General features: G+C 72.0%; 20 protein-coding genes and 1 riboswitch. Of the genes, 6 read left to right on the top strand and 14 right to left on the bottom strand.

Translation table 11 applies throughout. From position 1 onward, the window contains the following. Positions 1 to 445: 445 nt before the first annotated feature. The 3 genes from B0I32_RS28640 to B0I32_RS28630 form a co-directional block, all read right to left on the bottom strand. Positions 446 to 1,147, bottom strand: a complete 702-nt coding sequence (locus B0I32_RS28640) for a CHAP domain-containing protein (RefSeq protein ID WP_181307884.1) — start codon at positions 1,145 to 1,147, stop codon at positions 446 to 448. Positions 1,148 to 1,159: 12 nt separating this feature from the next. Continuing rightward, a riboswitch (cyclic di-AMP (ydaO/yuaA leader) is annotated at positions 1,160 to 1,296 on the bottom strand. Positions 1,297 to 1,413: 117 nt separating this feature from the next. After that, positions 1,414 to 2,367, bottom strand: a complete 954-nt coding sequence (locus B0I32_RS28635) for a Gfo/Idh/MocA family protein (RefSeq protein WP_219912038.1) — start codon at positions 2,365 to 2,367, stop codon at positions 1,414 to 1,416. A gap of 97 nt (positions 2,368 to 2,464) precedes the next feature. Continuing rightward, on the bottom strand, positions 2,465 to 3,286 hold the full coding sequence (locus B0I32_RS28630) for an aldo/keto reductase (RefSeq protein WP_106245059.1): 822 nt from the start codon (positions 3,284 to 3,286) through the stop codon (positions 2,465 to 2,467). Between the two features lie 98 nt (positions 3,287 to 3,384). Here B0I32_RS28630 and B0I32_RS28625 point away from each other — a divergent pair, with 98 nt between their 5' ends. Both B0I32_RS28625 and B0I32_RS28620 read left to right on the top strand, forming a co-directional pair. After that, the gene (locus tag B0I32_RS28625) at positions 3,385 to 4,329 is read left to right on the top strand and encodes a hypothetical protein (RefSeq protein ID WP_106245057.1); all 945 of its coding nucleotides are present in this window, start codon (positions 3,385 to 3,387) and stop codon (positions 4,327 to 4,329) included. A gap of 2 nt (positions 4,330 to 4,331) precedes the next feature. Continuing rightward, positions 4,332 to 5,501, top strand: coding sequence for a DUF6716 putative glycosyltransferase (locus B0I32_RS28620; RefSeq protein WP_245956111.1), 1,170 nt, complete (start codon positions 4,332 to 4,334; stop codon positions 5,499 to 5,501). Positions 5,502 to 5,554: 53 nt separating this feature from the next. On the opposite strand, the gene B0I32_RS28615 is transcribed toward B0I32_RS28620, so the two are convergent. The 5 genes from B0I32_RS28615 to B0I32_RS28595 all read right to left on the bottom strand — a co-directional run bounded on the left by B0I32_RS28615 (position 5,555) and on the right by B0I32_RS28595 (position 12,068). Next, positions 5,555 to 6,799, bottom strand: coding sequence for a polysialyltransferase family glycosyltransferase (locus B0I32_RS28615; protein ID WP_219912037.1), 1,245 nt, complete (start codon positions 6,797 to 6,799; stop codon positions 5,555 to 5,557). Then, positions 6,796 to 7,779, bottom strand: a complete 984-nt coding sequence (locus B0I32_RS28610; protein WP_106245053.1) for a glycosyltransferase family 2 protein — start codon at positions 7,777 to 7,779, stop codon at positions 6,796 to 6,798. The genes B0I32_RS28615 and B0I32_RS28610 overlap by 4 nt, the downstream gene beginning before the upstream one ends. Before the next feature lie 25 nt (positions 7,780 to 7,804). After that, positions 7,805 to 9,841, bottom strand: coding sequence for an N-acetylneuraminate synthase family protein (locus B0I32_RS28605; RefSeq protein ID WP_106245051.1), 2,037 nt, complete (start codon positions 9,839 to 9,841; stop codon positions 7,805 to 7,807). A 71-nt stretch (positions 9,842 to 9,912) separates the two neighbouring features. Beyond that, complete coding sequence (locus tag B0I32_RS28600; RefSeq protein ID WP_106245049.1) at positions 9,913 to 10,590, bottom strand: response regulator; 678 nt, start codon at positions 10,588 to 10,590, stop codon at positions 9,913 to 9,915. Next, positions 10,587 to 12,068: an ATP-binding protein gene (locus B0I32_RS28595; RefSeq protein WP_106245047.1), complete on the bottom strand. Its 1,482-nt coding sequence runs from the start codon at positions 12,066 to 12,068 to the stop codon at positions 10,587 to 10,589. Before B0I32_RS28595 ends, B0I32_RS28600 begins: the two co-directional genes overlap by 4 nt. A gap of 108 nt (positions 12,069 to 12,176) precedes the next feature. Between B0I32_RS28595 and B0I32_RS28590 the strand changes: the two genes are divergently transcribed. Continuing rightward, positions 12,177 to 13,520, top strand: coding sequence for a cation:dicarboxylate symporter family transporter (locus B0I32_RS28590; protein ID WP_106245046.1), 1,344 nt, complete (start codon positions 12,177 to 12,179; stop codon positions 13,518 to 13,520). 15 nt (positions 13,521 to 13,535) lie between these two features. Here the strand turns inward: B0I32_RS28590 and B0I32_RS28585 are convergent, their stop codons facing one another. Both B0I32_RS28585 and B0I32_RS28580 read right to left on the bottom strand, forming a co-directional pair. Then, positions 13,536 to 14,903, bottom strand: a complete 1,368-nt coding sequence (locus B0I32_RS28585) for a sensor histidine kinase (protein ID WP_106245044.1) — start codon at positions 14,901 to 14,903, stop codon at positions 13,536 to 13,538. Between the two features lie 114 nt (positions 14,904 to 15,017). Continuing rightward, the gene (locus tag B0I32_RS28580) at positions 15,018 to 16,511 is read right to left on the bottom strand and encodes a glycoside hydrolase family 13 protein (RefSeq protein ID WP_106245043.1); all 1,494 of its coding nucleotides are present in this window, start codon (positions 16,509 to 16,511) and stop codon (positions 15,018 to 15,020) included. Between the two features lie 416 nt (positions 16,512 to 16,927). Here B0I32_RS28580 and B0I32_RS28575 point away from each other — a divergent pair, with 416 nt between their 5' ends. Together B0I32_RS28575 and B0I32_RS28570 are read left to right on the top strand one after the other, a co-directional pair. Further along, positions 16,928 to 18,181, top strand: a complete 1,254-nt coding sequence (locus B0I32_RS28575) for a right-handed parallel beta-helix repeat-containing protein (protein ID WP_245956091.1) — start codon at positions 16,928 to 16,930, stop codon at positions 18,179 to 18,181. A gap of 32 nt (positions 18,182 to 18,213) precedes the next feature. After that, the gene (locus B0I32_RS28570; protein ID WP_146178346.1) at positions 18,214 to 18,513 is read left to right on the top strand and encodes a hypothetical protein; all 300 of its coding nucleotides are present in this window, start codon (positions 18,214 to 18,216) and stop codon (positions 18,511 to 18,513) included. Positions 18,514 to 18,526: 13 nt separating this feature from the next. On the opposite strand, the gene B0I32_RS28565 is transcribed toward B0I32_RS28570, so the two are convergent. Together B0I32_RS28565 and B0I32_RS28560 are read right to left on the bottom strand one after the other, a co-directional pair. Then, the gene (locus tag B0I32_RS28565) at positions 18,527 to 19,204 is read right to left on the bottom strand and encodes a response regulator (protein WP_106245038.1); all 678 of its coding nucleotides are present in this window, start codon (positions 19,202 to 19,204) and stop codon (positions 18,527 to 18,529) included. A gap of 18 nt (positions 19,205 to 19,222) precedes the next feature. Next, positions 19,223 to 20,566: a sensor histidine kinase gene (locus B0I32_RS28560; RefSeq protein ID WP_106245037.1), complete on the bottom strand. Its 1,344-nt coding sequence runs from the start codon at positions 20,564 to 20,566 to the stop codon at positions 19,223 to 19,225. Between the two features lie 157 nt (positions 20,567 to 20,723). Here B0I32_RS28560 and B0I32_RS28555 point away from each other — a divergent pair, with 157 nt between their 5' ends. Further along, the gene (locus B0I32_RS28555) at positions 20,724 to 21,395 is read left to right on the top strand and encodes a DUF998 domain-containing protein (RefSeq protein ID WP_106245035.1); all 672 of its coding nucleotides are present in this window, start codon (positions 20,724 to 20,726) and stop codon (positions 21,393 to 21,395) included. Here the strand turns inward: B0I32_RS28555 and B0I32_RS28550 are convergent. Then, positions 21,367 to 22,080, bottom strand: coding sequence for an SDR family oxidoreductase (locus B0I32_RS28550; protein ID WP_106245033.1), 714 nt, complete (start codon positions 22,078 to 22,080; stop codon positions 21,367 to 21,369). The two genes, B0I32_RS28555 and B0I32_RS28550, sit on opposite strands and share 29 nt — an antisense overlap. Continuing rightward, a complete protein-coding gene (locus B0I32_RS28545) occupies positions 22,077 to 23,237 on the bottom strand; it encodes a thiolase family protein (protein ID WP_106245032.1) in 1,161 nt (386 codons plus the stop codon). Before B0I32_RS28545 ends, B0I32_RS28550 begins: the two co-directional genes overlap by 4 nt. Positions 23,238 to 23,495 lie beyond the last annotated feature (258 nt).

The raw sequence follows: 23,495 nt of genomic DNA, 5'->3' as shown, positions 1-23,495 counted from the left end.
CGCGGTGGAGGTGCTGGTCACCGGCCGAATCACCTGACGGTCCTCCTATGCGCTTCGCGGCTACCAGGCTCGCCAGCCCCGTGTCCTTACGCCTTGTGCGTACGACTCGGCCGCGCCCTGTTGTGTCATTCTGGGCGATCTACCATCCAGTCGGCTACTGCCTCGCTGGGTCGATGGCCGGCCCCGTCTTCCGCTGACGACTTGAGTGCCTATCTCGGTGCTCAGGGCCGGGGGTTTCGACGGCGAGCGGAGCGAGCGGGGGGTCGGGGGATCGAAAGGGGGCGGTAGCTCCCTTGGGGAGTGCTGTCTGGAACCTCGTGGCGCGAGGCGCCCCATCGTGGAAGGCCTTGCAGTTGCCCCCGAAGCCCTCGCGCGGGCCCCGTATCCCGGAAAGGCGCGAGCGCGCGCCCCACAGTGGGGCGCGCGCTCGTGTCGGCGGGGTGTGTCAGGCGGCGTACTCGGGGTAGCCGTAGCCGACGACCTGCGACTTCGGACGGATGCGCTCCTCGACCTTGCCGTTGCCGGTGTTGCCTTCGATCGTGGAGATGGTGCCGTTCTGGTTGTCCTTCACGACGAAGCCGACGTGCTGGATGTCGCTGAGGGACTTGCCGCCCTTCCAGGAGAAGAAGACCACGGCGCCGGGCCTGGCTTCGCTGCCGAAGCGGTGGTTGGCCTTGAACCACTTGGCGTGGGCGACGGTGTAGGCGTCCCAGCCGACCTGCGGGCGGGCGCCGGTCTGCTCGCCGACCCAGGAGACGAACATCGAGCACCAGGCGGCGTTCAGGTACGCGTTGCGGTTGCCGCCGTCGCGGGCGACGGTTTCGGCGGCGCGCTGGGAGTTGGCGTACCACTGCTGGTACTTGGTGCCGCCGCCCGAGGAGTTCTCGGAGGTGCCGATCTGGGCCTTGGCCAGGGACAGGACCTGGTCGGCCGTGACGTTGACCTTGGTCTCCGCGCTCTTGCCGCCGGCCTCGTGGGCGGCGACGGCGGTGTCCGGGTGCCTGGCGGCGGTGGCCGCGGCTACTCCGGTGGCGGTGTCGGCGTTGGCCGCGATGGGGGCGCCGAGTGCGGAGGCCAGGATGGTGGCGCCCAGGAGGGCGCGGGTGATGCCGGTTTTGGGCGCAGCGGTAAGACGGTACTTGGCCATCGAGGGGGTTACTCCTTGCTTCCATGCCGCTTACCGGGTTAGCTGACGGGTTCGGGCGTGGAAGCTGCCCTACGGCACCGAGGTGCCGATTCACCCCAAGGACGTGGGTCCCCGGTTCCGTACGAAGACGGATTCAGCGGTCACAGGACGATCCTGTGATCTTTCGTGCGATGGTCAGACATAGCCGGACAAACCGGGCGTATGCCTCAAGGTGCCTCATAAGGTAATACATGAGGCAAGAGGATTACAAATCCATAAAAGCGCAGTCAGGTGAGTTGTCTGCGCGCGTCGGCCAGAAGTCCCATCATGGCAAGGGATTCATCAAGCGGCATGATCGAGGATTCGGTCCTGCCATCGGCCGTGGCGGCGCGGACTTCGCGAAGCTCCCCGGCGTAACCGTTGTCCGCCGGATCGAGCACGTGCTCTTCCGGCTCCATGGAGGGCCCGGTGAGGAGGATCCGCTTCGGCGCCCAGAACGGCGCCGGGATGTCCGCCCGCATCCGGGTACCCACAACGCTGGCCATGTTCGGGTAATTCCCCAGCAAGGAGGCCGCCACGAGAGCGTGCCGTCCGCCCGGGTAGAGCAACGTCCCGGCCACCTCCGCGTCCACCCCGGTCGGGGCCAGGGAGCCGGTGACGTGCAGGCCCGAGGGCGTGCCGAGGAGCAGCTGAGCCAGGCCGAACGGGTAGATCCCCAGGTCGAGCAGGGCGCCGCCGCCCAGCTCGGGCGCCCACAGGCGATGCGCGGGATCGTACGGGGCGGCGAAGCCGAACGTGGCCTGCACCGAGCGGAGGTCACCGAAGCGCGGATCGGCCGCGATCAGCCGGATGAGGGGGTTGAACCGCATCCACATCGCTTCCATCAGGAACACGCCCGCCTCGCGCGCCAGCCGCACCATCTTCTCGGCGTCGTCCACGCTCGCCGCCAGCGGCTTCTCGCAGAGCACGGCCTTGCCGGCCGCGATGGCGGCCTCGGCCACCTGGAGGTGCTGGGCGTGCGGCGTGGCCACGTAGACGGCGTCGATCGCCGGATCGGCGCACAGCCGCTCGTAGGAGCCGTAGGCCGACTCCGCCCCCAGCGTGGCGGCCAGGGCCTGCGCTCTGGCCAGGTTCCGTGAACCGACGGCGCCGACCCGCATGCCCGGTTCGGCGGCGATGGCCGCCCCCACGGTACGCGCGATGCCGCCGGTCGCCGCTATTCCCCAGGTGAATTCTCGCACGCCGCAGATCGTACAGGAAAGGTAAAAAGATGGTTATGTGGGGATAAATCGGGACAGCCCGAAAGCCTCTCCCGTCACAAAAGCAGTGAACCGCCAATCACGTCACGTTGAACGTGTCCGGGTCAGGACCGATCCGCTGCCCCCTGTTCATCGCCCCGATGGCCGCCATCGTCTCCGTGTCGAGAATGAAGTCGAACACGTCGATGTTCTCCTTGATCCGGGCCGGCGTCACCGACTTCGGGATGACCACGTTCCCGAGCTGCAACTGCCAGCGCAGCACGATCTGCGCCGGCGTCCTGCCGCACTTCTCCGACAGCACCGTCAGCGCCGGGTCGGTCAGCAGCCCCTTGCCCTGCCCCAGCGGGCTCCACGCCTCGGTGAGGATGCCGTTGGCCTCGTGGAAGGCACGCAGCTCGCGCTGCTGCAGGTACGGGTGCAGCTCGATCTGGTTGATGGCCGGCGTGATGTCGGTCTCCTCCATGAGCCGGGTGAGCGCGCCGACGGTGAAGTTCGACACGCCGATGGCCTTGGCGCGCCCGTCGCGGTAGATCCGCTCCATGGCCTTCCACGCCTCGACGTACTTGTCCTGCCGCGGCACCGGCCAGTGGATGAGGTAGAGGTCGACGTGGTCCAGCCCCAGCCGGGTCAGGCTCTCGTCGAAGGCGGCCTCGGCGCGGCCGTGGTCGCCGTTCCACAACTTGGTGGTGACGAACACCTTCTCGCGCGGCAGCCCGCTCGCGCGGACGGCCCGGCCCACCCCCTCCTCATTGCCGTACGCGGCGGCCGTGTCGATGTGGCGGTAGCCGGCCTGGAGCGCGGTGGCGACCGCCTGCTCGGCCTCGTCGGCCGGCACCTGGAAGACGCCGTACCCGAGCTGCGGGATCTGCACGCCGTCCGTGTTGAGCAAGAGCGAGTTCATACACCCCATTGTTCATGCCGCGTTCCGGCCGGCTTAAGCCGGTGGGGCTACCTTGAAGCGGTCGTGAACGGCCCATCACCCCGCTGGGAGGGCAAGGAGTGGTCGAACAGGCGTCGGCCTGGGTGGAGTCCCCGCTCCAGATGCTGTGCGCCGTCGAGGCCCACCACGCCGGGCTGCTCGGCCCCGCGACGGCCGTCGTGCCCCGCGCGGGCCTGCGGCCGCTCCAGGCCACGCGGCGTGAGCTCAGCGTGCTGGAGCTGCCCGGCGGCCTCGAACTGGCCGAGCCGCGCGAGCGCATGCCGGGACGCGTGCGGGCGGTCGGGGACGCCTTCTCCGGCCGGGTGCAGCTGCGCTGGCTCACCTCCAGGACCGGCCGCGTCGTCATCGTGGACGACGGGCTGGCCACGCTGCGGCTGCTGGAGCTGCTGGCGGCGGGCCCGTACTGGCCGCTGCTGCGCGCCCGCGCCCGGTCCACCAGGGCACGCGCCCTGCTCGGGCTGGCCGCCGCGGTGCGGTTGCGGCTGAGCGAGGTGGCGGTGTTCACCGCGCTGCCCGTGGCCGACCGGCTCGAAGCGGCCGTCCGCCGCGCCGGCGTCGATCTCGTACGGCACGACTTCGCCTGGCTGCGCGCCCAGCCGCCGAGCGCCGAGGGCCCGTCCGAGCGCACGGTCGTGCTCGGCACCTCGCTGGTCCGCAACGGCCTCGTGCACCGCGACCACTACCTGCGCTGGCTGACCGACCTGGCCACCCGCGAGCCCCTGGCGTACTACCCGCACCGCCGCGAGGACCCCGTGGACGTCGCGCTGATCCGGGACCGTCCCGGCATCACCGTCCACGACGCCGGCGTGCCGGCCGAGCTGACGTTGCGCGGCCTGGACGCCGGCCAGCGCGTGCTCAGCCTCCCCTCGACCGCGATCACCTCGCTGCGGATCCTGCTCAGCCCGCGCGGCGTCGCCGTCGAGCCGGTGGACGTACCCGATGACTGGTGGACCAGCAGGGCGGCACCCGCCCTGCGCTCGCATCTGACAGGAGTGTCCGGTTGAGAGTGCTGGCGGTCGCCGACTCCGACTCGTATCTGAAATGGGCCGCCTGCCTGCTCGGCGACCTGCCCGAGGGTTGCGTGACGGAGCTGGTCGTGGTGCGCACGCCGATCGCGCCCTCGCCCGAGCAGATCGCCGCGGCCGTGAGCGGCACGCGGGCCGAGGGGCCGCCGCCGCCGGTGTTGTCCGCACGCTCCGTGCGGCGGCTGGCCGAGCGCACCCGGCCCGACGTGATCCTCGTGGCCTGTACGGGCCCCGTGGTGGACGTGCTGGTGGCCGAGGTGCTCGACGGGCTGCGCCCGCGCCCGGTGTTCGTCAGCGGGCTGCCGGGCATCTCGGTGCCCGCCACCGAGAAGGCCTGGCTGTTCCGCAGCGGCTGCGACCTGTTCGTGGTGCACAGCGAGCGGGAGGTGGCCGAGTTCGCCGGCATCGCCGCCCGGCTCGGCGGGGGAGGGGAGCTGGGGCTGGCCCGGCTGCCGTTCCTGCGGCCCGAGGCGGGTGCGGGCGGCGGGAACCGGGTGGTGTTCGCCACCCAGGCCAAGGTGCCGCGTGAGCGGGAGCGGCGCGAGCGCATCCTGCTGTCGCTGGCCGAGCTGGCCGGACGCCGGCCCGACCTGGACGTGGTGGTCAAGCTGCGCGCGCTGGAGGGCGAGCGGCAGACGCACAACGAACGCCACCACTACCAGCGGCTGTGGCGGGAGATGGGCGAGCCGGGCCGGCTGACGTTCGCCGCCGGGTCCATGCGGGAGCAGCTGGAACGGGCGGCCGGGTTCGTCACGGTGAGCTCGACGGCGGCGCTGGAGGCCATCGCGATGGGGGTGCCGTCGCTGGTGCTGCGCGACTTCGGCGTGAGCGCCGAGATGATCAACCTGGTCTTCGAGGGCAGCGACCTGCTGGGCACGCTGGAGGAGCTGGCTCGGGGCGACTTCCGCACGGCCTCGGCCGCCTGGTGCGCGGCCAACTACTTCCATCCGGCCGGGCGCGACGACTGGACGGGGCTGCTGGCCGGGCTGGTCGCCGGGCCGCGCGTGCCCGCCAGGTCGCTGCTCGACGGCCCCGAGCACGCGGCGGCCCGGCGCAGGGCCCGGCTCCGCGTGGAGGTGCCCCCGAAGATGCTGCGGGCGGGCTACCGGGCCAAACGCCGCATGCGCCGCTACCTCAAAGCGCTGACCTGAGCCTCACCCGAAAGCGCTGACCCGAGCCCCGAGGCGCTGAGCTGAGCACTACGTCAGAGCGCTGACCTGAGCTTCCTGCGGATCCGGGTGAACGCGCCGGGCCTGGCCACCTCGGCGAGGCCCAGCGCCTCCAGGCGCCTGCGCTTGAAGTAGCGCGGGTCGAACGCGATGCCGTCGGGCCGCAGCTCGGGATAGGCGTCGGCCTGCATGCAGTAGCCCACCGCGCGCAGCAGCGCGGGCAGGTCCAGCTCGGGCGGCCGCTCGATGTGGCCCTCGGCCGACAGCCTGGGCAGCAGGGCGTCCACGATGGTGGCCGGGATCCGGTTGCTGTTCTCGTACGGGGTCAGCCGCCGCAGCACCGTCCCGGTCCCGTACGAGGCCACCGGCAGCCCGAAGTAGCGCCAGGCCGTCACCAGCCCCGTGGAGAAGCAGCCCACGACCAGCTCGGGCCGCAGCGCCGCGAAGCACACCTCGGCCGGCACGCTCTCCCCGGCCACCGTCAGCCGCACGCCCAGCGAACCGGCGGCGGCCCGCAGCAGCTGGGCGTGGCGGCGGCCGGCGGCCGGATGCGGCTTGAAGAGGACGTCGGTGTGGCCGCGCGCGACCAGGGCCTTGAGCATGCTCTCGTGCAGGCCGGCCTCCTCCTCGGGGGTGACGATGTCCAGCGCCGACAGGTACTGGCCGAGGATCATGGCCGGCCCGGACACCCCTGACACATCCGAAATTTCCGACACTTCGCGGACGACTGCCAGGAACCGCTCGGCGGGCAGGATCTCGGGGGCGACGCCGTACTCGCTGAGCAGCAACGGTTCGAGCCCCGGCACCAGATCGAGATGGATCAGCCGGTCGATCCGCCGGAAGATCTCGGCCGGCAGCGGGTCGCGGGTCGGCCCGTAGCTCATCAGCCCGTCGGAGTAGACCGAGATCGGGCAGTCCCGCACCAGCCCCGCGATCGTCCGCGCCGGCGGCACCGCGATCGACTCCAGCACCAGCTCCTCGACGCCGTCCAGCCCCCAGTGGGAGCGGATGAGCCGCTCCGTCATCGGCACCTCGATCACCCGCGCCCGCCAGTCCGACGGGTGCAGCGGCGCGATGAGCTCGTTCCACGAGCGCACCTCGTCGAAGCGCGAGCGCAGCGCGGCGAAGCCGGGCGCCCGGTCGGCCGGCGTGGCCACCTCGGGGACGGCCGCGTTGTTCGACACGACCAGGACCCGGCGGCCCGCGCCGAACCGGCCGTCGTCGATGGCGGCCGCCAGCGACATCACTCCGAACAGCGTCGAGGCGTAGAAGACCTTCACGACGTCTCCTCCCGGTCGCGGCGGACCCGGACGTGCGGGCTGGGGGGCAGATCGGGCACCAGGGCGCGCAGCGCGGCCTCGCGCTCGGCGGACATCCGCGCCGCCGACTCCGCCACCAGCTCCGGCGGCAGCGTCCGTACCATGTGCGCACCGCGCTCCTCGAAACGGACACGCAGGCCGGGCGTGAAGCGATCGCCGAGGTGCAGGTGATGGGCGAGCAGGGCGCAGAAGTTGCGCACCGCCTTGGGCCGGAACTCCGGCTCCAGGTCCTTGAAGACCAGCTCGAACGCGTCGAAGAAGTGCAGCTGCCGCTCGTCGCCCACCTGCGTCAGCGACCCGGGCACCAGGCGCCGGTAGAACACCCCGGCCAGCGACACCACCGCGAACGTGGCGGCCTCCCGGTGCAGCCGCCAGATCCACGGCCGGTCCTCCGCGGTGTGCAGCGAGCCGGGGAAGTGCAGCAGGTCGCCCAGGGAACGCCGGTAGACGCCCGCCCACGCGTACGGGTAGTCCACCATGGTGCGCACCCCGGCGGGCAGGATGGCGGCGCGCGGGTCCAGCACCGCGCCCCGCCGCGCCTGCGGAGCGCGGTGCACGACCCGTTTTCGGCCCTCGACCTGCACGTGGTCGGTGCGGACGAAGTCGCAGCCGAGCCCGTCGATGGCCGCGACGAGCCGTTCCAGGTAGCCGGGGGCGAGCCAGTCGTCGCCGTCCATGAACGTGACGTACCGGCCGGTCGCGGCCGACAGGCCCGCGTTCCGCGCGTCCGCCAGCCCCACCGCGGCGGGGTTGCGCAGCACGGTCAGCCCGGGCAGGTCATCGGCGAAGTCGTCGATGATGTCGCCCGTGGCGTCCACGGACCCGTCGTCCACGACGATGAACTCGAAGCCGGGGCGCGCGTTGCGGGACAGCGAGGTGAGCGCGTCGGCGATGAAGCGCTCGCCGTCCCGCACGGGCACGACGACCGAGAGAGTGATCAAGGGGGTTTCTCCTGGAGACGGGGGATCAGACGGTCACCCGGCGCAGGCGGGCCTTGGGGGCCTGCTCGCCGGGGAAGACGCGCTTGACGCCGTCGCCCATGGCCTGCTCGATGATGCGGATGTCACGGACCAGGTGCTCGAGACCCGACGGCTCCAGCGAGGCGGCGTGGTCGGAGCCCCACATGGTGCGGTCGAGGGTGATGTGCCGCTCCACGCAGACCGCGCCGAGCGTGACGGCCGCCAGGGAGATCTGCAGCCCGCGCTCGTGCCCCGAGTAGCCGACCGGCACGCCGTAGCGCTCCTTGAGCGTGGTGATCGTGCGCAGGTTCGCCTCCTCGGGCGGCAGCGGGTACGTGGACGTCGCGTGCATCATGATCAGCCGGTCGGTGCCCAGGATCTCCACCGCCGCGTCGATCTCCGAGAGCGTGGACATGCCGGTCGACAGGATGAGCGGCTTGCCGGTGGCGGCCAGGGCGCGCAGCAGCTCGTGGTCGGACACGCTGGCCGAGGCCACCTTGTGCACCAGGACGCCCATGTCCTCCAGGAACGCGACCGACGGCACGTCCCACGGCGAGGCGAACCAGTGCAGCCCGCGCTCACGGCAGTGCTCGGCGATCTGGGCGTACTCCTCGCGCCCGAACTCGGTGCGCTCCTTGTACTCCAGGTACGTCATCTCGCCCCACGGCGTCTGCCTGATCTGCCCCTTCTGCTCCTCGGGCACGCAGATCGCGGGAGTGCGCTTCTGGAACTTGACCGCCTGGCAGCCGGCCTCGGCCGCCACGTCGATCAGCCGCCTGGCCAGCTCGACGTCGCCGTTGTGGTTGATGCCGATCTCGCCGATGACGTAGACGGGCTCGCCGTCGCCGACCCGTACGTCGCCGATCGCCACGGGCCCGAGACGCGGCCGGGTCCGCGCCGCGGCGGCCGGCGGCTCGGGGCGGGCGGCCACCACGCGGTCGCACAGCTCGCGCACCGCGCCGTCGCCGCCCGGCCTGGTCAGCACCACCCTGGCCGCGGCCCGCACCCGCGGGTGGGCGTCGGGGGTGGCGACGGGCCAGCCGACCTCGCCCATCGGGCCCAGGTCGTTGACGTCGTTGCCGACATAGGCCACGCGGGCCGGGTCGAGCCCCTCGATGGTCAGCCAGTCGCGCAGCACGGTGCGCTTGTCGGCCAGCCCCTGCAGCACGGGGACGCCGAGCTTGCGGGCGCGGGCGGCCACCACCGGGTTCTGCTCGGTGGACATGACCAGCACCTTCACCCCGGAGCGCCGCAGCAGCGACACGCCCATCCCGTCGGAGCGGCTGACCAGCACCATCTCGCGGCCCTCCGAGTCGACGTAGGCGCGGTCGTCGGTGTGCACCCCGTCGAAGTCGGTGATGACGGCGTCCACGTCGATCGGCTCAGGCGCGTCCACGAAGGGGGCCAGCGCGCGGACGAGCTCCAGGTCCTCCGGATCGTCGATCTCGATGCCGTGCCGGGCGGGCACGGGCTGCACGGCGACCGCGCCGAAGAAGCGGTGCCCGTGCTCGCGCAGGCCGGAGGTGCGCATGACGTAGAAGGCGCCGTTCTCGCGGAACTCCGGCTCGCGATCCTGCCTGCGCGGCCGGACGGCCGGGTCGTGGTTGACGCCCGCGCCTCCGGCCGTCCAGAGGAACTCGTGCGTGGGCAGCCCGGACACGACCGAGTCGGCCTCGCCGTCGAGCACCTTGCGCACCGCCGCCGACAGGTCGGCCGGGTCGATGAACGCGCTGGTGCACTGCACGAGCACGACGACCTCCGGATCCTCGCCGAGCGCGTCGAGCGCGTGCAGCAGCGCGGACTCGCTGGAGGCGGTGGCGCCGCTCAGCTCCGCCGGCCGCTCCACGACCACCGCGCCCGCCTCCCGGGCGGTCGCGGCGATCCCGTCGTGGTCGGTGCTGACCACGACCTGGTCGATCAGCTCGGCGCGCCGGCACGCCCGCACCGCGCGGGTGACCAGCGGGACGCCCCCGACCAGGGCGAGGTTCTTCAGGGGTACGCCCGCCGAACCTCCGCGGGCGGGAACTACGGCAAGGACTCGCAAGGTGTCTCCTCAGTGCGTCGGATCGCACCCAGAAGCTAGAAGGCCGGATTGAACGCCCGGCGTCACCGTCATTAACGTTCCATGGGGATCCGGTAGAGCAACTCTGGCCGGCCCACTCCGCCGTACTGCGGGATGCGGACCGCCACCCCCAGCTCCACCAGGTATTCCAGGTAGCGCCGCGCCGTCACCCTGGACACTCCGACCGCGTCGGCCACGGCCTGCGCGCCGGCCCCGCCGGGGTGCTCGCGCAACCGGGCGGCCACGCTGTCGAGAGTGTCGCGGGCCATGCCCTTGGGCAGCTCGGACGAGCCGCGCAACGTGCCGAGGACGCGGTCCACGTCGCCCTGCCCGACCGCGGTGCCGCCGCCGCCCGCCTCCTGCTTGAACCGGGCGTACCGGGTCAGCTTCTCGGCGAGGGTCGCGTACGTGAACGGCTTGAGCAGGTATTGAGAGATCCCCAGCGACACCGCGGAGCGCACCATGGCCAGGTCGCGCGCGGAGGTGACCGCGATGACGTCGCACATGAGGCCGCCCGCGCGCACCGCCCGGCACACCTCCAGCCCGTGCATGTCGGGCAGGTAGAGGTCGAGCAGGATGAGGTCCACCGGCCGCCCGCGCAGGAAGCGCAGCGCCTCCCCGCCGGACCTGACCACGCCGGCCACCTCGAACCCGGGCACCCGCTGCACGTAGATGCGGTTCGCCTCGGCGGTGATCTCCTCGTCATCGACCACCAGCACGGAGATCGTCATGGCACCGGCAGCCGCACCGTGAACGCGGAGCCGGCCACCTCGATGGAGCCGCCCAGCCGCCGCACCGCCTGCCCGACCAGCGCCAGGCCGAGCCCGTGCCCGTCGCCCTTGGTGGTCCAGCCCTTCTCGAACGCGGCCAGATCTGCCGGTCCCGGCCCGTCGTCGGCCACCCTGATCACGACCTCCTCCTCCCCGCCCCGCAGCCGCACCTCGACCCGGCCCGCCGCGTCGAGCGCGTTGTCGATCAGGTTGCCCACGATCGTCACCAGCTCGCGCGGGTCCAGGCCCGGGTCGTCCAGCTCGCTGTCCTGGCTGATCACCAGCTCGGCGCCGCGCTCGGCGGCCTCGGCGCTCTTGCCCAGCAGCAGCGCCGCCAGCACCGGCTCGCGGACCGAGCCCACCACCCGGTCGGTCAGCTCCTGCGCCGCCCGCAGCTCCGCCGTGCCCAGCGCCACCGCCTGCTCCGTACGGCCCAGCTCCACCAGCGTGATCACCGTGTGCAGCCGGTTGGCCGCCTCGTGCGCGGCCGAGCGCAGCGAGTCGGCGAAGCCGCGCTCGGCGTCGAGCTGGCCGGTCAGCGCCTGCAGCTCCGTGTGGTCGCGTACGGTGACGACCGTCCCGAGCCGGCTGGCCGCGCTGTTGACGGCCAGCACCCGGTCACCGACCAGGTGGACCCGCTCCTCCGCGCCGGTGAGCAGCTCGCCCAGCCCCATCTCGCCCACGTGCCGGCCCTCGGCGTCGGCCGGCAGGCCGAGCAGCTGCCTGGCCGCGTCGTTGCACAGCGTCAGCGTGCCGTCCCTGCCGACCAGCAGCAGGCCCTCCCTGACGGCGTGCAGGACGGCGTCGTGGTGCTCGTGGATGCGGCCCAGCTCGATCGGCCCGAGCCCGTGCGTCTGGCGGCGCAGCCGCGCGGTGACCAGCCAGGTGCTGGCCGCGCCCAGCGACAGCGCGAGCGCGATGACGAGCGCGCCCCAGGCGAGCTGGTCGCGCAGCCTCGCGCTGATCCTATCGATCGTGATGCCGGCGCTCACCAGGGCCCGCACCCGGCCGTCCGACACGACCGGCGTCACCGCCCTCCTGGAGGCGCCGAGCGTGCCGGTGTAGGTCTCGGTGAACGTCTCGCCCGCCAGCGCCCGGCCGGTGTGCCCGAGGAACCGCTTGCCGATCTCGGCCGGGTTGGGGTGGGTGTAGCGGGTGCCGTCCGGCCGCATGATGGTGATGAAGTCGACGCCCGTCGCCAGGCGCACCCGTTCGGCGTACGGCTGCAGCCGCACGCTCGGGTCCGGCTCGTCCAGGGCGGCCAGCACGTCCGGCGAGACCGCCACGCTCAGCGCCACGGCGCTCGCCGTGCGGCCCGCGTCTTCGGTCAGCACCTCCCTGGCCTGCACCAGCACGAGCACCGCGCCGCCCGCCACGGTGACGGCGACCACGAGCAGCTGCAGAACCAGCATCTGCCCGGCCAGGCTCCAGCCCCGCATCTGAGCACTCTCCCGTGAACGAAACTTACGCAATGGTGACCTGCATCACTGGTGAGGCGCATATTCGCACATCAAGAAGGTCCCTCCAAAACGCCGGAGCAGCCCCCTATGCGCGATCGCACTCGTTATCTCTATCTGGCCGTCATCGTGGCGGTCCTGCTCGGGATCCTGGTCGGCTTCGTCTGGCCGGACGTGGGCAAGGAGCTCAAACCCCTCGGCACCGGATTCGTGGCCCTGATCCAGATGGTGATCGGCCCGATCATCTTCTGCACCATCGTGCTCGGCATCGGCTCGGTGCGCCAGGCCGCCCAGGTCGGCAAGGTCGGCGGCCTCGCCCTCGGCTACTTCATCGTCATGTCCACGGTAGCGCTGGTCATCGGCCTGGCCGTGGGCAACGTCATCGATCCCGGCTCCGGCCTGCAGATCACCGACACCGCCAGGCAGGCGGCCGAGGCCGAGGCGGCCAAGGGCGCGGAGGCGAGCACGGTCGACTTCCTGCTCGGCGTCATCCCCAAGACGGTCGTGTCGGCGCTGACCGACGGCTCCGTGCTGCAGGCGTTGCTGGTCGCGCTGCTGACCGGGTTCGCGCTGCAGGCCATGGGACCCAAGGGCGCGCCGATCCTGCGCGGGATCGAGCACTTCCAGCGGCTCGTGTTCCGCGTCCTCGCCATGATCATGTGGGCCGCGCCGGTGGGCGCGTTCGGGGCGATCGCGGCCGTCGTGGGCGCCACCGGCATCGAGGCGCTCAAGAGCCTGGCCATCATCATGATCGCCTTCTACGTCACCTGCGTGCTGTTCGTCGGCGTGGTACTGGGCGCGCTCCTCTGGGCCGTCGCGCGGATCAACCTGTGGTCGCTGCTCAGCTACCTGGGCCGCGAGTTCCTGCTGATCCTGTCCACCTCGTCGTCGGAGACCGCCCTGCCCCGGCTCATCGCCAAGATGGAGCACCTGGGCGTGAGCAAGACCGTGGCCGGCATCACGGTGCCGACCGGCTACTCCTTCAACCTCGACGGCACCGCGATCTACCTGACCATGGCCACGCTGTTCATCGCCTCGGCGACCGGCTCGCCGCTGGAGTTCGGGGAGCAGGTGGCGCTGCTGCTGTTCATGATGATCGCCTCCAAGGGCGCGGCCGGCGTCACCGGCGCGGGCCTGGCCACGCTGGCCGGCGGCCTGCAGGCGCACCGGCCCGAGCTGGTGGACGGCGTGGGCCTCATCGTGGGCATCGACCGGTTCATGTCCGAGGCCAGGGCGCTGACGAACTTCGCCGGCAACGCCGTGGCCACCGTGCTCGTCGGCACCTGGACCGGGGAGTTCGACCGCGAGCGCGCCGGACGGGTGCTGGCCGGGCAGGCGCCGTTCGACGAGGCCACACTGCTGGACGACCCCGGTGACACGCCCGCCTCCGAAGGTCCGCGCGGGGAGCCCGAGAAGGAGATGTCGCCGGCCTAGCCGTACCGGGCCCGTCTAACGCGGCTGCCGGTCCACGGCCGGCAGCCGCAGCACGAACCTCGCGCCGCCCGCGCAGTCCTCCACGCAGATCTGGCCGCGATGGGCCAGCGCCACGTCCCTGGCGATGGCCAGGCCCAGTCCCGTGCCGCCCGAGTCGCGGTCGCGGGCGGCGTCCAGGCGGGTGAAGCGTTCGAAGATGCGCTCGCGGTCGCCCACGGAGATCTCCACGCCGTCGTTCTCGACCGCCAGCACGGCCGTGCCCGCCCCCGGGCCCGGCTCGCGGCCCACCTCCACCCGTACGGTCTGCTCGGCGTGCCGCTGGGCGTTGTCCAGCAGGTTCGTCAGGACCCTGGCGAGCTGGAGGCGTACACCCTCGACCATGACCCCCTCGGTCAGGTCCGTCTGGACGGGCAGCTTGTCGCTGCGCACGGCCAGCTCCTGGCGTACCAGGTCGGCCAGGTCGACGGGCTCCTTGACCACGTCCACCCGGGAGCCGATCCTGGCCAGCAGCAGCAGGTCGCTGATGATGGCCTCCAACCGGTCGGTGTCGCGCAGCGCGCTGTCCACCAGCGCCTCGATGTCGGTGTCGTCCGGATAGAGCTGGGCGCTCTCCAGCTGGGCGCGCAGCCCGGCGATCGGGGTGCGCAGCTCGTGCGAGGCGTCGGAGGCGAACTGGCGCTGCTGCTCGGCCGAGTGCTCCAGGCGGGCCAGCGTCCCGTTGATGGAGCGGGCGAGCTGGGCCACCTCGTCGTCGCCCGGCGGCTCGATCACGCGGTGGCTGAGGTCTCCGGCGTGCACGGCGTCCAGCTCGGTCCGCATGGTCGCCACCGGCCGCAACGCCCTGCCGGTGACCAGCCACGTCGCCCATCCGGCCAGCGCGACGAGCAGGGCGACCTCCCCGAACACGACGACCTCGAGGATCCGGGTCGACAGCACCTCGGGGGTGCTGCGGCCGGCGTAGACGACGGGGGAGTCGTCGAAGAGGCTCACCCGCACCGCCGTCAGGTGCACGCACTCCGTCGGCAGGCAGGTGGTGGTGTTGACGATCCGGTTCTCGGCGGTGGGGCGCACGTCGCTGAGCGGCGGCAGGTTCCTGGCCGCGTCGCTGCTGGCCATCAGGCGCCCTCCAGGCCCGACCACCTGGATCAGGTCGACGGACGGGATGGGCACGGGGATGGCGGCGCCCGTGGGCAGGCTGCCGCCGCGCATCTCGAACGCGACCCGCTCGGCGGCGTCCCTGGTCTGGCCGAACACGCTGGCGGTGACCATGGACCGGGCCGCGACGACGCCGACGATGCCCACGGGAATGAGCACGAGGGCGGCTACGGCCGTCGCGATGAGGGTGACGCGTGCGCGCAGGGACCTGGCCCACCAGGGTGCCATCCCCCGAGGCTACCGAGAGTGATTACTCCGCTATGTCGGGCATTTGCCGTGAAAAGGGAAAGATTGCACCAACCGTCCGCGCCGGAGTGAGACGTCGGCTTCGGAGCGTAACCGTCAGCGCTGGAGCCAGACCGTCGTGTCCGGCGGGAGCATCCCGTCGGCGGCGAGCGGGCCGCTGGACAGCAGCACCTCGCCCCGCACGTCGAGCCGTACCGGCGTCTCGCCCGTGTTGAGCGCCACGACCAGCCCCGGATCGCGCTCGATGACCAGCACGTCCTTGGGGGAGTCCAGCCACGTCAGCGTGCCGCCGCCGAGCGCGGGATGCGCCTTGCGCAGCTTCAGCGCGGCCCGGTAGAGGTTCAGCGTCGAGGCGGGGTCGTCCTCCTGCGCCTCGGCCGACAGCGCCGCCCACTCCGCCGGGATCGGCAGCCACGGCTCGCGCCAGCCCAGGTCGCCCGAGGAGGTCCACGGGATCGGCACCCGGCAGCCGTCGCGGCTCTCGCCGCGCCGCAGGAACGCCGGGTCCTGGCGCAGCTCGTCCGGCAGGTCGAGCACCTCCGGCAGGCCCAGCTCCTCGCCGTTGTAGAGGTAGGCCGAGCCGGGCAGGGCCAGCATGAGCAGCGTCGCCGCCCGGGCGCGGGCGAGCCCGCCGTGGCGGGTGACGTGCCGCGGCTTGTCGTGGTTGGACAGCACCCACGTGGTGGGCGCGCCGACCAGATCGGCCTCCTTCAGCGACTTCTCGATGACGGTACGGAACGACTTCGCGTGGAAGTCCGCCATCATGAACTCGAAGTTGAACGCCTGGTGCAACTCGTCGGGCCCCACGTAACGGGCCAGCCGCTCGGGTGAGGACACCCACGCCTCGGCCACCGCCATCCGCCCGCCGGGGTAGGAGTCGAGGATCGGCCGCCACTCGCGGTAGATGTCGTGCACGCCGTCCTGGTCGAAGTAGGGCACCTGCTCGTCACCCAGCATCTCGGCCTGCGGCCCGTCCTTCTGCCCCACGTCGGGCAGCCCTTCGGCCTTGATCATGCCGTGCGCCACGTCGATGCGGAAGCCGTCCACGCCCCGGTCCAGCCAGAAGCGCAGGATGTCGCGGAACTCGGCTCGCACGTCCGGGTTGTCCCAGTTGAGGTCCGGCTGCTCGGGAGCGAACAGGTGCAGGTACCACGAGCCGTCCTCGACCTGCGTCCACGCCGGGCCGCCGAAGATCGACTCCCAGTCGTTGGGCCGGTCGCGGAACATGTACCGCTCGCGCAGCCCCTGCTTGAACCAGGGGTGCTGGTCGGAGGAGTGGTTGGGCACCAGGTCCACGATGACCCTGATGCCCCGGCCGTGGGCGTCGGCGACCAGCGCGTCGAAGTCGGCGAGCGCGCCGAACATGGGGTCCACGTCGCGGTAGTCGGCCACGTCGTAGCCGCCGTCGGCCATGGGGGAGGTGTAGAAGGGGCTCAGCCAGATGGCGTCCACGCCCAGCTCCGACAGGTATCCCAGGCGCTCGCGCACGCCGGCCAGATCTCCCATGCCGTCGCCGTCGGAGTCGGCGAAGCTGCGGGGGTAGACCTGGTACACGACGGCGTCACGCCACCAGTCGTCAGTGCCGAGCATGATTGTCCTTCTTCTGGGATGACCCGGATGCCGGGGGATTTTCTGGTCAACGATGTCGCGATCACCCGCGAGCGGTCAAGTGTAAGTTGCGGAAAGTTGCAGATCTGCCCTCGGGGGCCGGCCGGGAAGCTGAGCAGGTCAGATGAGCGCTCGGTGACGACGTTCTTGCGCAAGTTCTTCCACGGCTTTCGCCTGCGCGCTCGTCATGTTCACGGAGAGTGTGTGCATCATGCACACCGTGTACCGGCGGAACCACCCTCCCGCCCCCGGGTCCACAAGGGCTCCCACCGTCTCTAACGGCGGCGTCATGCCAAGTGAACACCTTCGTAACGTCTGTGGCGCCTGCCACGCCCATCACGCTACGGTGGCCCCTGCTGATCCTCCGTGTCCCCCAACTAGATAGTGGTGTGCCTGTTATGAGGTTGCTGTCCGTAGCCGTGATGGCCTCGCTCCTGCCTGCCGTACCGTCCGCGGCCCTCGCAGCACAGGCGGGCACCACGTACTACGTCGACTCGCGGGCGGGGAACGACGGCGCGGCCGGCACCAGCGCCGCGGCCGCCTGGAAGTCGCTGGAGAAGGTCGACGCGGCCGAGCTCAAGCCCGGCGACACCGTCCTGTTCAAGCGCGGCGGCAAGTTCACCGGGCCGCTCACGCTGGAGGCCAGCGGCACCGCGGCCAAGCCCATCACCGTCAAGTCGTACGGCAAGGGCGCCCTGGCCACCATCACCGGCGACGAGGCCGACTGCGTCAGCGTCAAGGGCGATTATTGGCGGATCAGCGGCCTGCGCGCCTCCCGCTGCCGCTGGGCCGGCTTCGCCATCGGCGGCGACTCCAACGAGCTGATCGGCGTGCAGGCCGACCACAACGTCACCGGCGTCTACGTCCCGGCGTCCGGATCGCGCAACACCATCCGCGACAGCGTCCTGACCGACAACAACCGGATGAGCGTCAACGACGAGGGCGGCGACAACGACTCCGGCGCCTTCGGCGTGCTGCTCAACGGCGACGACAACGTGGTGACCGGCAACACCATCACCGGCAGCTTCGCCAAGAGCAAGGACTACGGCACCGACGGGGCCGCCGTCGAGATCTACAACGGCGACCGCAACCGCGTCACCCACAACGTCGCGAGGAACAACGAGACCTTCACCGAACTCGGCGCCCAGAAGGGCAAGACCGCCACCGGCAACGTCTTCGCCTTCAACGTCGTCACCTCCTCCCGCAGCCGCGGCTCCTTCCTCATCACCCGCGGCCCCCGCCACGTCGTCGGCCCGGTCAAGGGCACGGTCGCCGTGCACAACTCGGTCTACCTGCCCGCCAGGGACACCATCGGCTGGTCCTGCCACGACGGCTGCTCACCGTCGATACTCAAGCTGCGCAACAACGTGATCGCGGTCGGCGGGGAGGCCGGCTGGGAGGACGGCTCGGGCGCCGACGAGGACGGCGGCGTCTACAAGGGCCGCTCCGCCCGGTTCAAGCTCGGGCCGAAGTCGGTCATGGCCGACCCGAAGTTCGTCTCCCGCACCGACCTGCGCCTGCGCCCCGGCTCCCCGGCGCTCGGCCGCGGCCTGGTGCTCACCCCGAGGTGGTACGGCGGCAAGGCGTTCGGCGAGGACGTCAAGGGCAAGGCCCTGCCCGCCGCACCCGACGCCGGTGCCTACCAGCGCTGAGCCCCGCTCCTGACGTTCTAGAGTGGGGCCCCGTGGTTCCAGATCTTCGCCAGCCGCTCGTGCGGCAGCTCGCCGAGTCCGACAACCCGCGTCGCTACTGGCACATGGGCGACGAGGACGGCCGCGCCTGGCTGTTCGAGAGCGTCGAGGGCGACGGCGAGCAGTGGGCGGTGCGCCAGGTCGAGGTCGGCGCCGACCGGACCGCCCGCCGCTACTGGTGGCGGCACCTCCAGGACGAGGCCGGCTTCCTCACCGACCAGCCGCTGGAGATCTGGGAACTGACCGAGATCCCCCGCGAGGCCTTCGAAGCCGTCTGGGAAGCCACGGGCTGACCCGGGCGGCCGGTCAGGGGCCGAGGTCGTGGGTGTCGCGGGCGTCGTGGGCCAGCACCGCGAGCTGGGTGCGGTTGGTCAGCCCGAGCTTGGTGAGCGCGCTGGAGATGTGCGCCTTGACCGCTCCGACCGACAGGTGCAGGCGCGCGGCGATCTCGGCGTTGCCGGCCCCCTCGGCCACGGCCAGCGCGACCTCGCGCTCCCGCCCGGTGAGCCGGGCCAGATGGTCGCGAGCCTTCATGGTGCGGCGATCCGCGCCGCCGGTCACGTGCGCGATCAGCGTACGGGCCACCCCGGGCGACAGGACGGGCTCACCCGCGGCGGCACGGCGGACGGCCTCGACGATCTGCTCGGGCGGCGTGTGCTTGACCAGGAATCCCGACGCGCCCGCCCGCAGCGCCTCGATCACCGTCGCCTCCGTGTCGAACGTCGTCAGCACGATCACCCGCGGGGCGCGGCCCGTACGGGCGGCCAGGGCCCGGGTGGCGGCGATGCCGTCCACGTACGGCATGCGGATGTCCATCAGCACCACGTCGGGGGCCAGCCGCTCGACCGCCCCCGGCACGTCGGCCCCGTCGGCCGCCTCCCCGACCACGTCCACGTCGGGGGCGCCACGTAACATCATCCGCAGCCCGGCGCACACCAGCGGATCATCGTCCACCAGCAGGACCCGGATCGGCGGCTCGTCCATCGGGCCTCCAACGGCTCGTCACACCTGCCACGGCAGGCGGGCCGACAGCACGAACACGCCGTCGCGTACTCCATGCTCCAGCCTGCCACCGTCGAGCGCCACCCGCTCACCGAGCCCGACCAGCCCTCTGCCTGCCCCGCCCCCCTCTGCCCGCACGCCACCCGCCCCGGCGGCGGGGTTGTCCACGGTGACGACCAGGTCGGCGCCGGGGCTGCCCTCGATCCGCACCCGCACCGGTGCCCCGGGCGCGTGCCTGCGCGCGTTCGTCAGCCCTTCCTGAACGGTCCGGTACGCGGTGCGCTGCACCTGCGCCCGCACCGACCCACCCGGGCCCGCTCCACCCGGCCTCGCCACCTCGTCCCCGACCGAGTAGTGGACCCGCTGGCCCGCCGCCTCGGCCTCCGCGACGAGGCGGGGCAGGTCGGCCAGGCCGGGCTGGGGCCGGGTGGCGGCGGGCTCGCCGTCGCGCAGGACCGCCAGGACGTCGCGCAACTCGTCCAGGGCCAGCCGGGCGTTGTCCTGGATGACCCGCGCCGCCCCGCCCACCTCGGAGGCGTCCACCGGCGGGCCCGTCCCGGCCGCGGCCTGCGACGTGCGGTAGGCCAGCGCGCCCGCGTGCACGCTCAGCAGCGACACCCGGTGGGCCAGCACGTCGTGCATCTCCCGGGCCAGCCGCTCCCGCTCGGCCCGGCGCGCCTCCCGGAGCGCGAGCCGGTGCTCCCGCTCGGCCCGCTGCGCCTCCGCCAGCTCCAGGCGGCGTTCGCGTTCCGCTCGTTGCGCCTCCGCCAGCTCCAGGCGGTGTTCGCGGGAGCGTACCTCGGCCTCCCGTCGCAGGCCGAGGAGCAGGAGGCGGCGGGCGCGGACCGCCATGCCCAGGCAGAGGGGCCCGCCGAACATGATCAGCAGTGAGGCGATCAGCACCGGCCGCTCCACCCCAGGCGGTTCGGCGAAAAGGCCGTAATAACCACAGATCACCAGGTACGAGCCGGAGACCGCCGCCGCCCGGCCCCACGGCCGGTGTACCGCCACGGTGAGGCCCGCCACCATCGCCGCGCCCACCGAAGAGGCCGAGAAGGACAGCGCGACCACCATTACGACGCCCAGCACCAGGGGGAAGCGCCGCCGCCACCACAGGGCCAGGCAGGCGGGCCCCGCCACCCAGGGGTTGATCGCGACGAGCCAGCCGGGCACGAACTCGGCGCCGGGCGGCGGATAGGCGGCGGCCTGCTCGATCGCCATGATCACCGCGAACGCGAACAGCCCCGCGTCGGCCGCCCAGTCGCGGGCCGTACGGCGCCCGGCGGGCCGGCCGTCGAGCGCCGCGAGCTGGGCCGGCAGCAGCCAGCGGGGCACGACCGTCATGCCGGGGAGCCTAATCGAGCACACACCCGCCGATCACTGGCCGATCGGCCAGTGATCGTGTCCGTCCGGCCAGTGCGCGACCCCGATCGGCTCCGCTGGACTGACAACCGCCGGCCACCATCCCCGCCCGATCCGTCCGAGACGCAGGAGAGGTTCGATGACCACCAGAAGGCTGCTGTTCTGCGGTGCGGCGGGCGCGCCGCTCTTCGTGATCGTGCTGCTCGTCGAGGGGGCCCTGCGTCCCGGCTACAACCCCTTCTACCACTCGGGCAGCCAGCTCAGCCTCGGCGAGCGCGGCTGGATCCAGATCGCCAACTTCGTCGTCAGCGGCCTGCTCATCACGGCCTTCGCGGCGGGTGTGCGCCGCAGCCTGGCGTCGTGGTGGGCGGCCGTGCCGATCGGGCTGATCGGCGCGGGCCTGATCGGCGCGGGCGTGTTCGTGATGGACCCGATGCAGGGTTATCCGCCCGGAGCCCCGGAAGGGGTCGTCTTGACCGGCAGCTGGCACCACACCGCGCACGACCTGGCGTCCCTGCCGGTCTTCTTCGGGCTGCCCGTCGCGTGCGTGGCGGTCGCGATCCGGCTCAGGGGCCGGTGGCGGCTCTACTCGGCGGTCACGGCGGTGGCGACGCTCGTCCTCTTCCCGGTGTACGGGCAGGCGTTCACGGACGACGCCGCCAACGCGGGCCTGCTGCAGCGGGTGCTCATCGTGACCGGCTGGACCTGGCTGACCCTGCTCGCCGTACACCTGATCCGCCGGGAGGACACAGCGGATCAGGCGGGCCCGTTCAGCGACCTGATCAGGCGGAGACGTCCTGAGAGGGCGTGACGAGCTCCGGATACAGCAGCTCCAGGCCGCCCGACAGACCGGCCCTGACGTTGCGGCTGACGTCGTCGGCGAGCACCTCGTACGCGCCCGCCTCCAGCCCGTCGAGCGCCTGGACCACCACGTCCTCCGGGCTGATCTTGGGGCCGGTGATGTCGGCGGCCATGTCGGTGTCGATGTAGCCGGCGTGCACCCCGAGCACGTGAGTGCCCTGCTCGCGCAGCTCCAGCCGCAGCGCGTTCGTCAGCGACCACGCCGCCGCCTTCGACGCCGCGTACGTCTTCGGCCGCGGGAACGTCACCCACGACAGCACCGACAGGATGTTCACCAGCGCGCCGCCGCCGTTGCCGGCCAGCACGGGGGCGAAGGCCCGGCTCATGGCGAGCGGGCCGAAGTAGTTGACCTCCATCTCCGTGCGGGCCGACTCCAGTCCGGGGCCGCTGATGGCCACGCCCGCGTTGTTGATCAGGAGGTCGACGTCGGCGCAGCGTTCGGCGGCGGCCGCCACGGAGGCGGGGTCGGTGACGTCGAGCGCGATCGGGGTCAGGCCCTGGCCGGTGATCGAGTCCGGGTTCCTGGCGGCGGCGTAGACCGTGCGGGCCCCGCGGTCCAGGAGGGCGCGGGCGAAGACGGCGCCGAGGCCGCGGTTCGCGCCGGTGACGAGGGCGACACTGCCGGAGATCTTCATGAGGTTCGCTCCAATATGAGGGCGTTGGCCAGGCCGCCCGCCTCGCACATGGTCTGCAGTGCGTAACGGGCGCCGTGCTCTTGCATGGCGTGGACGAGAGTGGTGGTGATGCGGGCGCCGCTGGCGCCCAGAGGGTGGCCGAGGGCGATGGCGCCGCCCTTGACGTTGACCTTGGCCGGGTCCGCGCCGGTCTCCTGCTCCCAGGCCAGGACGACGCTCGCGAACGCCTCGTTGACCTCGAACAGGTCGATGTCGGCCAGCCGCAGCCCCGCCCGGCGCAGGACCTTCTCCGTCGCCGGGATCACGCCGGTGAGCATGAGGATCGGGTCGGACCCGGTGACGGCGAAGCTGTGCAGCCGGGCCAGCGGCTTGAGGCCGAGGCGGGCCGCCGTCTCCGAGGTGGTGACGAGCACGGCCGCCGCCCCGTCGTTGATCGGGCTGGAGTTGCCCGCGGTGACCGACCAGTCGATCTGCGGGAACCGCTCGGCGTAGCCGGGGTCGGCGAACGCGGGCTTCAGACCGGCCAGGATCTCCTCCGTGGTGGAGGGGCGTACCGACTCGTCCCGGTCGAGGCCCGCCAGCGGGGCGAGCTCGGCGGAGAACGAGGCGGCGGCGGCCCTGGCGTGCGAACGGGCCGAGAACGCGTCGAGCCGCTCGCGGCCGAGCGACCACTTGGCGGCGATCAGCTCGGCGCTGATGCCCTGCGGCACCAGGCCCCCGGGGTAGCGGGCGGCCAGAGCGGCGCCGAACGGGTCGGCCCCAGGAGGCACGTTCGACCACATGGGGACACGGCTCATCGACTCCACCCCGCAGGCCACGACCAGGTCGTACGCGCCGGACATCACCCCCTGGGCGGCGAAGTGCACGGCCTGCTGGGACGAGCCGCACTGGCGGTCCACGGTGACCGCGGGCACGGACTCCGGCAGCCCGGCGGCCAGCCAGGCGTTGCGGGTGGTGTTCATGGCCTGCTCGCCCACCTGGTCGACGGAGCCGCCGATCACGTCGTCCACCAGGGACGGATCGATCCCGGCGCGCTCGACCAGGGCGCTCAGGGCATGGGCGAGCAGGTCCACCGGGTGCACCCCGGCCAGGGCGCCGCCGGGTTTGCCCTTGCCGATCGGGGTGCGTACGGCCTCCACGATCACGGCGTCGCGCATCGCGGCCTCCTTGTCAGTTGGAAAACCAAACCCACTCTAGGTGGGTTGGATTTTCCAACGCAACTCCGCGGCCCGGAGACCCGCGTCACACGGCGCGGCCGGCCGGGGTGGTCGGTGGGAGGGCTGGGCATGGGCGATGACCACCCGCTGGCCTGCGAAAACCGCAACCGCCCTTTATCGACAATCCGGACTTAACACGTCATCCTGGGATATAAGCGCAGCATGTGCGACATATGCATGGAACATCCTGGAAACCTT

Source organism: Nonomuraea fuscirosea, from assembly GCF_003001935.1.
Classification (GTDB): Bacteria; Actinomycetota; Actinomycetes; order Streptosporangiales; family Streptosporangiaceae; genus Nonomuraea; species Nonomuraea fuscirosea.
The sequence above is the reverse complement of the archived record's forward strand: the minus strand, read 5'-3'. Positions and strand labels throughout refer to the sequence as shown.